This window comes from Streptomyces sp. CA-146814, assembly GCF_050942385.1.
Taxonomy (GTDB): Bacteria; Actinomycetota; Actinomycetes; order Streptomycetales; family Streptomycetaceae; genus Streptomyces.
The window spans coordinates 1201354-1214066 of the sequence record NZ_CP192068.1; the positions used below are offsets into that span (position 1 = coordinate 1201354).

Annotated in this window: 7 protein-coding genes and 1 pseudogene; 1 reads left to right on the plus strand and 7 read right to left on the minus strand. The window is 71.4% G+C overall.

Annotated features, from left to right (window positions below; translation table 11 throughout):
* The 6 genes from ACQP09_RS05305 to ACQP09_RS05330 form a co-directional block, all read right to left on the minus strand.
* Positions 1-582, minus strand: coding sequence for a hypothetical protein (locus ACQP09_RS05305; protein WP_433406499.1), 582 nt, complete (start codon positions 580-582; stop codon positions 1-3).
* Entirely contained in the window at positions 579-1697 is a 1119-nt protein-coding gene (locus tag ACQP09_RS05310) for a ParA family protein (RefSeq protein ID WP_018488026.1), read from the minus strand. The genes ACQP09_RS05305 and ACQP09_RS05310 overlap by 4 nt, the downstream gene beginning before the upstream one ends.
* Before the next feature lie 368 nt (positions 1698-2065).
* On the minus strand, positions 2066-3181 hold the full coding sequence (ald, locus tag ACQP09_RS05315; RefSeq protein ID WP_433406500.1) for an alanine dehydrogenase: 1116 nt from the start codon (positions 3179-3181) through the stop codon (positions 2066-2068).
* 143 nt (positions 3182-3324) lie between these two features.
* Entirely contained in the window at positions 3325-5469 is a 2145-nt protein-coding gene (locus tag ACQP09_RS05320; protein ID WP_433396372.1) for a tetratricopeptide repeat protein, read from the minus strand.
* Positions 5470-5652: 183 nt separating this feature from the next.
* Entirely contained in the window at positions 5653-6279 is a 627-nt protein-coding gene (locus tag ACQP09_RS05325; protein ID WP_433396374.1) for an NUDIX domain-containing protein, read from the minus strand.
* A gap of 90 nt (positions 6280-6369) precedes the next feature.
* Positions 6370-8025 (minus strand): CTP synthase, encoded by a 1656-nt coding sequence (locus ACQP09_RS05330; RefSeq protein WP_433396375.1) that lies wholly within the window; start codon positions 8023-8025, stop codon positions 6370-6372.
* 410 nt (positions 8026-8435) lie between these two features.
* Between ACQP09_RS05330 and ACQP09_RS05335 the strand changes: the two genes are divergently transcribed.
* Complete coding sequence (locus tag ACQP09_RS05335) at positions 8436-10262, plus strand: glycoside hydrolase family 15 protein (protein WP_433396377.1); 1827 nt, start codon at positions 8436-8438, stop codon at positions 10260-10262.
* A 69-nt stretch (positions 10263-10331) separates the two neighbouring features.
* Here ACQP09_RS05335 and ACQP09_RS05340 read toward each other — a convergent pair.
* A pseudogene (locus tag ACQP09_RS05340) lies at positions 10332-12673 on the minus strand (arylsulfatase).
* Between the last annotated feature and the right edge of the window lie 40 nt (positions 12674-12713).

Here is a 12713-nt window from a genome sequence, read left to right on the forward strand (position 1 = left end):
TCAGCGGCCGCGCAGCCGCCGTACGAGGATGCTCGCGTCGCCCCGGGACTCCAGGTCGGCGAGGACCACCGCCACCGCCTCACGGACGATCCGGCCCCGGTCGACGGCGAGGCCGTGTTCGCCGCGCAGGACGAGCCGGGCGTGTTCCAGGTCCATCAGCTCCTCGGCGGAGACGTAGACCGTGATCTTCTCGTCGTGGCGCTCGCGGCCGCTGGGGCGCCGGTTGGCTCCACGGCCGCCGCCGCGCCTGCGCTGCTGCTGGACGGCCGGGGACTGCTCCGCCGGGGCGGAGGCTGCGGCCCGGTCGCCGGACGGCGGGGCCGGGGCGGGGGCGGGGGCAGGGGCAGCGGCGGCCTGGCGGTCGCTCTCTGCGCCCCGGCCGCGCGCGTCGCCCGCGTCGTCGGCGGAGGCGTGCTCCTCACCGGCCTCGGCGGACCGGCCCGAGGGGTCGCTCTCCCCGGCCGGTGCCGGCACCCGGGGCTCGCCGTTCGCCTTGCGTCGCCGGTCCGCCGGGGACGAGGCCTGGAGGCCCATCCCTCCCCCGGTCGTACGGAACAGTTCGTCGGCCCCCGGCAGACTCACTCGGCGTGACACCGGGCGAGCACCTCCCTGGCGAGCTGGCGATAGGCGGCGGCACCGACCGAGTTGGAGGCGTACGTGGTGATGGGCTCACCGGCGACCGTGGTCTCCGGGAAGCGGACCGTGCGCCCGATGACGGTGTGGTAGACGTGCTCGTCGAAGGCCTCGACGACGCGCGCCAGGACCTCGCGGCTGTGCACCGTACGGGAGTCGTACATGGTGGCGAGGATGCCGTCGAGCTCCAGCTCGGGGTTGAGCCGCTCCTGGACCTTCTCGATGGTCTCGGTGAGCAGCGCCACCCCGCGCAGCGCGAAGAACTCGCACTCCAGCGGCACTATGACCTTGTGAGCGGCCGTCAGGGCGTTCACGGTGAGCAGGCCGAGCGAGGGCTGGCAGTCGATCACGATGTAGTCGTAGTCGGCCATCAGCGGCTTCAGGGCGCGCTGGAGCGTGGACTCGCGGGCCACCTCGCTGACGAGCTGCACCTCGGCGGCCGAGAGGTCGATGTTGCTCGGCAGCAGGTCCATGTTCGGGACGGCGGTCTTGAGCAGGACCTCGTCGGCCGCCATGCCCCGCTCCATGAGCAGGTTGTAGACGGTGAGGTCCAGCTCCATCGGGTTGACCCCGAGGCCGACGGAGAGGGCGCCCTGCGGGTCGAAGTCGACGAGCAGGACGCGGCGTCCGTACTCGGCGAGCGCGGCACCCAGGTTGATGGTCGACGTGGTCTTGCCGACGCCGCCCTTCTGGTTGCACATCGCGATGATCTTCGCGGGGCCGTGGTCGGTCAGGGGGCCCGGGATCGGGAAGTACGGCAGGGGCCGTCCGGTGGGGCCGATGCGCTCGCGGCGCTGGCGCGCGGCGTCGGGCGCGAGCGTGGCCGCGTACTCCGGATCGGGCTCGTACTCGGCGTCGGGGTCGTAGAAGTGCCCCTCGGGCACCTCGGCGAAGTCGGCGAAGCGGTCGGTGTTCCGGCCACTCTCGTTGCCGGCCGTGGCGTTCACGTGTAGGCCGTCCATCATCTGGGGGGCTGTCGTCATGTGCTGTTGGGTGGCGAAGGTGCGGACAGCGACGGAGCCGACAGCTTCGAGCCCGATCGGGCTCAGACCCCGTGCAGGCATCCCTGGTTGACCACCCCCGGGAGTAATTGTCGACTCATTCACAAGTCGTCTTACCTCCTTGGACGTGACCAGGAAACTTATCGATAGGTCAGCGTGGCACCATGCCGACGATTGGCGACTCTATGGCGTGTCACCGGTCCGCAGCAACACAATCCGCCGGACCCGGCCCGATGTGTCGGCAATCGAACGCCTCGCTGTCAAGGGTGCACAGCGACCAAGCCGCACATTTCGCCGCTGCACGAAACGGGTAAAGGGTTACGTTCGAGGCGAGTTGCGCAAGGGCCTCAGAGGCCCCGATACGCGTCCGGCCGGACCTTGCTCGGCAAGGTCCGGCCGGAGTCGCGATGTTGACGGGAAGTGTTGACCCGTCAGCCGAGGAGGGTGCTCAGCTCGACGTGCGGGAGGCCGTGCGCCTCGGCCACCTCGCGGTAAACCACCTGGCCCTCATGGGTGTTGAGGCCCTTGGCCAGGGCGGCGTCGCGGCGCAGGGCGTCGGCCCAGCCACGGTTGGCCAGCTCCACGATGTACGGGAGCGTGGCGTTGGTGAGCGCGTAGGTGGAGGTGTTCGGTACCGCGCCGGGCATGTTGGCGACGCAGTAGAAGACCGAGCCGTGGACCTGGAAGGTCGGCTCGGCGTGGGTGGTCGGGTGCGAGTCCTCGAAGCAGCCGCCCTGATCGATTGCAATGTCGACAAGTACACTTCCTGGCTTCATCTTGGCGACGAGCTCGTTGGTGACCAGCTTCGGGGCCTTGGCTCCGGGGATCAGGACGGCGCCGATGACGAGGTCGGCCTCGACGACGGCCTTCTCCAGCTCGAAGGCGTTGGAGACGACGGTCTGCACCTTGGTCCCGAAGATCTTGTCGGCCTCGCGCAGCTTGTTGATGTCGCGGTCGAGCAGCGTGACGTGGAAGCCGAGGCCCACGGCGATCTGCGTGGCGTTCCAGCCGGAGACGCCACCGCCGATGACGACGGCCTTGCCGGCGTGGGTGCCGGGGACGCCGCCGGGGAGGACGCCGCGGCCGCCGACCGAGCGCATCAGGTGGTACGCGCCGACCTGCGGGGCGAGGCGGCCCGCGACCTCGGACATCGGGGCGAGCAGCGGGAGCGCGCGGTTCGCGGTCTCGACCGTCTCGTAGGCGATGGCGGTGGTGCCGGAGGCCAGCAGCGCGTCGGTGCACGCGCGGGAGGCGGCGAGGTGCAGGTACGTGAAGAGGGTCTGGTCCTTGCGGAGGCGGTGGTACTCCTCGGCGACCGGCTCCTTGACCTTCAGCAGCAGGTCGGCGGTGGCCCAGACCTCGTCGGCGGTGTCCAGGATCTGCGCGCCGGCGGCGACGTACTCCTGGTCCGGGATGGACGAGCCGACACCGGCGTCCTTCTCGATGACGACCTGGTGGCCGTGGCGGACGAGCTCATGCACTCCGGCGGGGGTGATCGCCACCCGGAACTCGTTGTTCTTGACTTCGCGGGGGATGCCGACCTTCACGTCGATCACGGTCCTTGGCTCGGAGGGTAATCCGGGCACGACAGAACAGACCCGGACATACACAGCATAAATGGAGACGCCACGAACGAGCGCGGCAGAGCCAGTCTAATGAAGGACTTCGCGCTGTCTAGCCTTACAAAGCATTAACTTTCCGTCGAAGCACTGCGGATTTCGTAGGCAGAACCCTCCTCGCCCAGCAGTCTGTCGGCGGCGGCCCGGTGCAGCCGGGCCGCCGCCGGGTCGCCGAGCCGGTCCAGGGTGTCGGCCAGCCGGAGCTGGAGCGCCGCCTGAAGCCGCACGTCATCGGCGCGACGGGCCAGCTCGGCCGCCTCCCGGCAGGTGTGCAGCGCCTCCTGCGGCCGCCCGGCGTACTCCTGCACCCGGGCCGCCTCGCTGAGCGCGCGCGCCTGGGCCGCCAGGTCGCCGAGCCTGCGGTGGCCGGCCGCGGCGGCCCGCCAGTTGCGCAGGGCCTCGCCGTACCGTCCGGCGTAGCTGTGGACGGCGCCGAGCCGCCCGTAGAGCCGTGCCTCGTCCGCCCGCTCCCCCTGGGTGAGGCGCTGGGCGAGCGCGCGGCCGTACCAGTCGGAGGCCCGGTGGTAGTCGCCGAGCTCGGCGTACGTCCCGCCTACGGATTCCATCGCGCGGCCCGTCGCGTACAGGTCGCCGGCGGCCCTTCCGGCGTCCAGCGCGGCCCGGTAGCGGGTCAGGGCGTCCCGGGTGCGGCCGGTGCGGGCGTCCAGGTCGGCGAGGTTCAGCAGGGCCGCCGCCTGCTCGCGGGGCAGGTCGCGGCGCTCGGCCACGTCCAGGACCAGGCCGTGCAGGCCGTACAGCTCGGGGGCGGCGGCCTCGGTGCCCCGGTGCGCGGCGAGCGCCCGCACCAGGGCGGCGACGAAGCGGCGGGCCAGGGTGTCCAGCTCGCCGTCGGCCACCGCGAGCCGGGCGGAGGCGAGCAGCGCGGGCTGGCGCAGCCGGAGCCAGACGCCCGCCTCCTCGGCGTTCGGGAAGCGGAGGGAGCGCGGCAGTCCGGCGAGCTTGCGGTGGGCGGTGGAGCCCTCCGGTTCGGTGACCGCGCGGCAGGCCTGGAGCCGGCGCACGGTCCGCTCCAGCATCCGGGCGCGGGCCAGCTGGATCTCGGCCGGTCGGTCGCGCTCCTCCAGGAGGGCCCGCAGCATCGGGGCGAGGCAGCCGGGGATGCCGTACTGGGGGTGGGCGGCGCCGTCCGTCCGTACCAGGCCGAGCTTCACGAAGTCGTCCAGGGTCTGCTCGGCGGCCGAGACCGAGCAGCCGGCCAGCGCGGAGGCCGTATGGGCGTCGGCCAGTCCGGCGGGAGCGAGGGCGAGGAGGCGCAGTATCCGGGCGGCGGCCGTCGGCAGCGAGTCGTGGACGAGGCGGAAGGCGCGGGCCAGCGGACGGGCGCCGGTGGGCTGCTGGTCGCCGGTGTCGGGCAGGTCGTGGAGCTGCTTGGTGACGTCGGCGACGGAGGCCATCGGGTGGGTGGCCAGCAAACCGCCGATCAGGGTGAGCGCGGCGGGCTGGCCTCCGCACTCCTCGGCCAGGCTCTCGGCGGTGCGCGGGTCGACGGTGATGCGGACCTGGCCGATGGCGCGGGCCAGCAGCTGGACGGCCGCGCCCGCCTCCAGGCCGCCGAGGGTGCAGGGCCGGACGTCCGGGATGCCGGTCAGCGGGCCGGTGGCGACGGCGACGACCAGGCAGTCCGGGTTCTCCGGGAGCAGCGGGTCGACCTGTTCGGCGTCGGCCGCGTCGTCCAGGATCAGGACGAGACGGCGTACGGCGAGGGCCTCGCGGACCATCTCGGAGAGCTCGTCCTGATCCGCGCCGGGCGGGACGGGGAGCCCGAGCAGGCCGAGGATCTCACCGGCCGTGCGTTCGGTGGGGACGGGTGCGCCGCCGGGTTCGGTGAGGCCGACCCGGAGCACGCCGTCCGGGTAGTCGCCGGAGCCCGTACCGGCAACGGCCCACGGCAGCGCGCCCGTTCCGGTCTCCGGTCCGGAGGCGTCGGCCGGAGCGGAGCCCGTACCGGTGAGGGCGCCCGCGAGTTCGGCGGCCAGTGCGCTGCGGCCGGAGCCGGGGCGGCCCGCGATGAGCAGGACCCTCGCGCGAGGGGTCTTGCGGCCGGCCAGGGTGTCGAGTCCGGCCCGTTCGATGTCGGCCCGCAGGGCCTTCAACTCGCGTTCCCGGCCGAAGAATCGGGGCGGGGCGGCGCCGGACGGCTCCTCGGTCCCCGCGGTCTCGGCCGGGCCGCTGGTGTCCACCGCCTGATCGGTCACGAGCCACGCTCCACTTCGCTGCACGCGGTGCCCGCCGGAACTCCGGTCGGGGCCTTTCGAGCCTAGTTCAGCGGTGGTGTGGATCACTGCGGAGCGGGGCGGAGCCCGGGAGAACATCCCCCGATCGGATCAGCATTTCTTACGATCGTCCGACCGGAGGAGCCGAGAAGAGCGGACGGGCCGTCAGGCGTCGAACGGGCGGGCCGGCCACGGCGCCTCGGCCGGGCGGAGCGAGTCGACGCCGTCGCCCGCGAGGACGGCGGTGAGCGCGAGCGCCCCGACGACCAGGCAGTTGTTGTGCAGGTCCCCGGCGAGCACCGAACGCACCAGCTCGGGCAGCGGGATACGGGCCTGCTCCATGTCGGCCTCCTCCTCGGAGACCGCGAACCGCTCGCCCTCCACGTCGGAGAGGCCGCGCGCGAGGAAGATCCGTACGGCCTCGTCGCAGCCGCCGGGCGTGGTGTAGACGTCGGTCAGCACCCGCCAGTCCTCGGCCTTGACGTGCGCTTCCTCGTACAGCTCGCGCTGGGCGGCGTGCAGCGGGTTCTCGCCGGGCACGTCGAGCAGTCCGGCCGGGATCTCCCAGAGCCGCTGGCGGACCGGGTGGCGGTACTGGCGTACGACGAGCACCTGGTCGTCCTCGTCGACCGCGAGGATCGCGACGGAGCCGGGGTGGACCTGGTAGTCACGGCCGTGGACGGAGCCGTCGGGCATGACGACCTGGTCGGTGCGGACGCTGGTCTTGTTGCCGGTGAAGGGGGTGGTGGTCGCGGTGACCTGCCACTCCTCGGGCGTGTCCTGGATACCCACTGCGTCCTCCCACGTACCACGTACAAAACGAGAAACCGGGGCACGCGTCCGTCAAGGACCCGTACCCCGGTCAACCGTAATGCCTCGGGACTACTCGCCCGCGCCGACCTTGCGCGCGACGGCCGCCTTCACCAGGCCCGCGAAGAGCGGGTGGGGGCGGGTCGGGCGGGAGCGGAGCTCCGGGTGGGCCTGGGTGGCGACCAGGTAGGGGTGGACCTCGCGCGGGTACTCGACGTACTCGACGAGCTTGTTGTCCGGGGAGGTGCCGGAGAAGACCAGTCCGGCCTTCTTCTCCAGCTCACCGCGGTAGGCGTTGTTGACCTCGTAGCGGTGGCGGTGGCGCTCCTCGACGTACGGCTCGCCCGCGTACGCCTCGCGTACGACGGAGCCCTCGGCGAGCTTGGCCGGGTAGAGGCCGAGCCGCATCGTGCCGCCGAGGTCGCCGGCGCCCTCGACGTAGGCGAGCTGCTCCTCCATGGTCGAGATGACCGGGTGGGAGGTGGCGGCGTCGAACTCGGTGGAGTTGGCGTCGGGGATCTCGGCCAGCGAGCGGGCCGCCTCGATCACGATGCACTGGAGGCCCAGGCAGAGGCCGAGCAGCGGGACCTTGTTCTCGCGGGCGTAGCGGATGGCGCCGACCTTGCCGTCGACGCCGCGCTCGCCGAAGCCGCCGGGGATGAGGATGCCGTCGACGTCACCGAGGTGCTCGGCGGCACCCTCGGCGGTGCGGCAGTCGTCGGAGGTGACCCACTTGACCTTGACGCGGGCCTTGTTGGCGAAGCCGCCGGCGCGCATGGCCTCGGTGACCGAGAGGTAGGCGTCGGGCAGGTCGATGTACTTGCCGACCAGCGCGACGGTGACCTCGTGGTCGGGGTTGTGGACGCGGTCCAGCAGGTCGTCCCAGGTGGTCCAGTCGACGTCCCGGAAGGGCAGGTCGAGCTTGCGCACGACGTAGGCGTCCAGGCCCTCGGTGTGCAGCACCTTGGGGATGTCGTAGATGGACTTGGCGTCGATCGCGGCGACGACGGCGGCCTCGTCGACGTCGCACATCAGCGAGATCTTCCGCTTGATGGACGTCGGGACCTCACGGTCGGCGCGGAGCACGATCGCGTCCGGCTGGATACCGATGTTGCGCAGGGCGGCGACCGAGTGCTGGGTCGGCTTGGTCTTCAGCTCGCCGGAGGGGCCGATGTAGGGCAGCAGCGAGATGTGCACGACGAAGACGTTGTCCCGGCCGACCTCGTGGCGGACCTGGCGGACGGTCTCCAGGAACGGCAGCGACTCGATGTCGCCGACCGTGCCGCCGACCTCGGTGATGACGACGTCCACGTCGTCGGTGGCCATGCGGCGGATGCGGTGCTTGATCTCGTTGGTGATGTGCGGGATGACCTGGACGGTGTCACCCAGATACTCGCCGCGCCGCTCCTTGGCGATGACCTGCGAGTAGACCTGGCCGGTCGTGACGTTGGCGGAGCCGTCGAGGTCCACGTCGAGGAAGCGCTCGTAGTGACCGATGTCCAGGTCGGTCTCGGCGCCGTCGTTGGTGACGAACACCTCGCCGTGCTGGAACGGGTTCATCGTCCCCGGGTCGACGTTCAGATACGGGTCGAGCTTCTGCATCGTGACCCGCAGGCCGCGCGCCTTGAGCAGCGCACCCAGGCTGGAGGCAGTCAGACCCTTGCCGAGGGAGGAGGCGACACCCCCGGTGACGAAGATGTGCTTGGTCGTCGTGGATGTGGGCTGCATAGCCAAAGGGGGCTCCCGTGGTCGCGGTTGTGAGGTGCGTACCGGCCGCCGAACCGGGGATTCCGGGGTGCCGTCGCTGCGGTTCGGGGGCCTCGTCCGCTGTCGGATACGACCACCGGTCCACGGGCTACCAGGGTAACAGCGACGAGGGGAGGCTGCTTCCGGCCACACCCTGCACAGGGGCGTCACACCATCACCGCAGTCGTTTCACGTCCCACCCGATCAGCTCAGAGATGTTGCGGGGACCGTCGCGCGGATCTTCGTACCGCGTCGTATCCTGCTCGGACACTCGCTGCCGAGACGGCCGGACGGCGGCACCTCAGGCCCGCTCAACCGGTACGGGACTCGTCGGTTCCACTACGACCCCCTGAAACCCTCCCTCCCCCAGTAAGCGCCCCGGACGGGGCGACATGGCCGTTCGACTGGAGACGCACGTGGCCGGGCGCATCGAGGATTACGCACTCATCGGAGACATGCAGACCGCTGCCCTGGTCTGCCGGGACGGCACGGCCGACTGGCTGTGCCTGCCCCGCTTCGACTCGCACGCCGTCTTCGCGGGACTGCTGGGCACCGAGGAGCACGGCTTCTGGCGTCTGAGTCCGGCGAGGCCGGAAGGGACCGAGCCGCCGTCGGCGGACCGGCGCCGCTACCGCGGTGACTCCCTCGTCCTGGAATCGGAGTGGGACACTCCGCGCGGCACCGTACGGGTGACCGATTTCATGCCCCCGCGTGACGGGGCTCCGCAGCTCATCCGGATCGTGGAGGGCGTCAGCGGCCGGGTGCCGATGCGCTCGGAGCTGCGGATGCGGTTCAGCTACGGCCGGGTGACGCCGTGGGTGCACAAGGTGGATGGCCGTACGGTCGCCGTCGCCGGGCCGGACTCCGTCTGGCTGGACACCCAGGCCGACACCTACGGCGAGAACCTGACCACCTACTCCGACTTCACCGTCGGCCCCGGTGACCGGGTGGCGTTCACGATCAGCTGGCAGCCCTCGCACCGTGAGCCGCCCGCGCTTCCCGACCCGGAGGGGTCGCTGGAGGCGACGGAGGTGTTCTGGCGCGAATGGGTCGATCAGTGTACGTACCACGGGCCCTATCGGGAGGCGGTCGTCCGCTCCCTGATCACCCTGAAGGCCCTCACGTACGCCCCGACCGGCGGCATCGTCGCCGCGCCGACCACCTCGCTCCCCGAGGAGATCGGAGGCGTACGGAACTGGGACTACCGCTACACCTGGCTGCGCGACGCCGCGATCACCCTCTCCTCGCTGCTGCGCACCGGCTACCGCGAAGAGGCCCGCGCCTGGCGCGAGTGGCTGCTGCGGGCGGTGGCGGGCGACCCGGAGAACCTCCAGATCATGTACGGCATCGCCGGCGAGCGCGAGCTCGGCGAGGCGGAGCTGGACTGGCTGCCCGGCTACGAGAACTCCACCCCGGTCCGCGTCGGCAACGGCGCCGCCAACCAGCTCCAGCTGGACGTGTACGGCGAGGTCACCGAGGCGCTCCACCTGGCGCACATGACCGGCCTGACCCGCAACGACTACGCGATGGGCCTCCAGCTCAAGCTGATCGAGTACCTGGAGAAGCACTGGGAGGAGCCGGACGAGGGCATCTGGGAGGTGCGCGGTCCGCGCCGCCACTTCGTGCACTCGAAGGTGATGGCGTGGGTCGCCGTCGACCGGACGATCAAGCTGGTCGAGTCCGGCGACGTCGAGGGCCCGCTGGAGCGGTGGTACGAGCTCCGCGACGACATCCACCGGGACGTCCTCGAGCGCGGCTACGACAAGGAGCGCAACACCTTCACCCAGTCCTACGGCTCGAAGGAGCTGGACGCCTCCCTGCTGCTGATCCCGCAGATGGGCTTCCTGCCGCCGGACGACAAGCGGGTCATCGGCACGATCGAGGCGATCCAGCGGGAGCTGTCCACGGAGGACGGTTTCATCCTGCGCTACCCGACCGAGGGCGAGGACGCGGGCGTCGACGGTCTGGCCGGCGACGAGGGCGCGTTCCTGGCCTGCTCGTTCTGGATGGCCGACGACCTGGCGATGATCGGCCGGGTCGACGAGGCCCGCCAGCTCTTCGAGAAGCTGCTGGCACTCCGCAACGACCTGGGCCTGCTGGCCGAGGAGTGGGACTCCAACCTGCAGCGGCAGGTGGGGAACTTCCCGCAGGCGTTCAGCCACGTTCCGCTGATCGACACGGCCCTGCGGCTGACGGCGAGCGGGGCGTACGTGGGGTGAGGCCCCGCTGTCCGTGACGGTGGCCGCTCCTGGTTCTCCAGGGGCGGCCACCGTGCGTTGCGCGCTGTCTCACTCGAAGGCCGCTGCCGCCTGCTTGAGTGCGGTGGCGACCGCTTCCGGCGAGTCCGGGCCCGGGGCGCCGGGGGTGTAGGTGACCGAGCGCAGGGTGCCGCCGTAGCGGAAGGAGCGGTGGCGTTCGAACAGGGGCCAGGAGACAGGGGACTTGCGGTCGATGCCGACGCTGATGCCCTGGAACGGGGCCATGCCGATGAGCTGGTGGACGCTGGGAGGCGTGGCCCTCACCTCGCCGTCGACGCTGACCGTGAACGACCAGCGCAGGCCCTTCTCCGCCGTGGCGGCGAGGACGATGACATGTTCCCCGGGCACGAGCGGGCCCGCGTCGGTCTCGTGGAGGACGCCGTACTCGTTGTACGCGAGGTGGAGCCGCCCGTCCTCGACGTACAGGCTGTAGCCGCCGCCCTGGTCGCCGTGGGAGACGAGGACCCCTTCGCCGGTCGCGTCGACGGCCACGGTGATCTCGAAGGAGCGCAGGGAGACCAGGCGGGAGGAGCGGTAGCGCTCCAGCTCGGGTGTGGCGGGCAGCAGGGTCAGGGGGCGGGTGAGGCGCTGTTCGGCGGGGTTGCGGCGGGCGAGGGCGCCGCTGCCGTCGGGGAGCGGGAAGACGCCGTTGCGCCAGGCGGCCGCCTCCCAGGCCTCGGACAACTCCGCGGCCAGGTGCGGGCGTTCGGCGGCCAGGTCGTGGATCTCGGTGGGGTCGGTGCGGATGTCGTAGAGCGCCCACTCGGAGTCGTCGTAGGGGGTGCCGGGGCGGTGGAGGGTGACGAGTTTGTGGCCGTCGTGGTAGTAGCTGCGGTTGCCGGTCATCTCGCAGTACTGCTCGGGGTGGGTGGAGGCGTGGTCCGGGTCGGCGAGCACGGGCGTGAAGCTGATGCCGTCCGGCTCCTGGAGCGTGGTCCCGCGCCGCTCGGCCGGGCGGTCGAGGCCGGCCAGGCTCAGGAGGGTGGGGGCGATGTCGGTGACGTACTGGTACTGGGTCCGGACGCCCGGCGCGAGCAGGCCCTCGCGCGCGCCCCTCGGCCAGGACAGGACGAACGGGACACGGACCCCGCCGGCGTAGGTGTGGCCCTTGTAGAGCCGGAACGGGGTGTTGGAGGCCATACCCCAGCCGCGCGGGTAGTGGACCAGGCTGCGTGGGCCGCCGATGAGATCGGGGTCGCGGTCGACGTCGGGGGTCCAGTCGCCGGGGAGGGCGGGGTGGTGGACGAAGCGGCTGAAGTAGGAGCGGGTGCCTTCCGGGCCGCCTTCGCCGGTGCCGCCGTTGTCGGAGGTGAAGACGATGATGGTGTTGTCGAGCTCGCCGAGCGCTTCGAGCGTTTCGGTGAGCCGGGCGAGGTTCTGGTCGATGTTGTCGACGAGCGCCGCGTACACCTCCATGTACCGGGCGTAGAGCCGCTGTTGCTCCTGGTCGAGGCTGTCCCAGGCGGGGACGTCGGGTCCGGCCTCGCTGTTGCGGTCGGGCAGTTCGGTGCCGGGCGGGAGAAGGCCTGCGGCGAGCTGGGCGGCGAAGCGGCGTGTCCGCAGGACGTCCCAGCCCTCGTCGTAGCGGCCCTGGTGGCGGGCGATGTCCTCGGGCTTGGCCTGGAGCGGGCCGTGGACGGCGTTGTGGGCGAGATAGAGGAAGAACGGCTTGTCGGGGTCGTGGGCGCGGAGCGACTTCACCATGGAGATCGCCTGGTCGGTGATGTCGTCGGTGTAGTAGTAGTCGTCCGGGAACTCGTCGATGTCCAGCGGGCTGTTGTCGCGCACCAGTTGGTGGGGGTGGAAGAGGCTGGTGAGCCCTTCGAGGACGCCGTAGTACTGGTCGAAGCCCTTCTTCAGCGGCCAGTTGTCCCGGTCGTCGGCCGCGTTGGAGGCGGAGTCGCGGACCAGGTGCCATTTGCCGACGGCGTAGGTGGCGTAACCGGTGTCGTGGAGCAGCTCGGCGAGGGCGGGGATGTCGTCGGCGATCTCCATGCCGTAACCGGGGAAGCCCGGGTCGGAGTTGGCGACCATGGAGTAGCCGACGCGGTGCGGGTTGAGGCCGGTGAGCAGGGCGGCGCGGGCCGGGAGCAGAGCGGCATGGTGTGGTAGTTGGAGAGCCGGACGCCCTCGTCGGCCAGGGTGTCCAGGGTCGGCGTGGCGATCTCGGAGCCGAACGGGCCGATGTCGCTGTAGCCCATGTCGTCGACGAGGACGACCACGATGTTGGGGGCCTTCTCGCCGGGTGCGGTGCGCGGCGGCCAGGACGGCTCGGACTCGGCGAAGGTGCGGCCGATTCGGCCGGGGAAGCCGGCGTAGGGGTCGCGGCGGGTGGGGCCGGTGGTCGGGTCGGCGGTCGGGTCGGTGGTCATCGGCTGGGCTCTCCGTGGTGGCTGGAGGGGTGGTCTGATA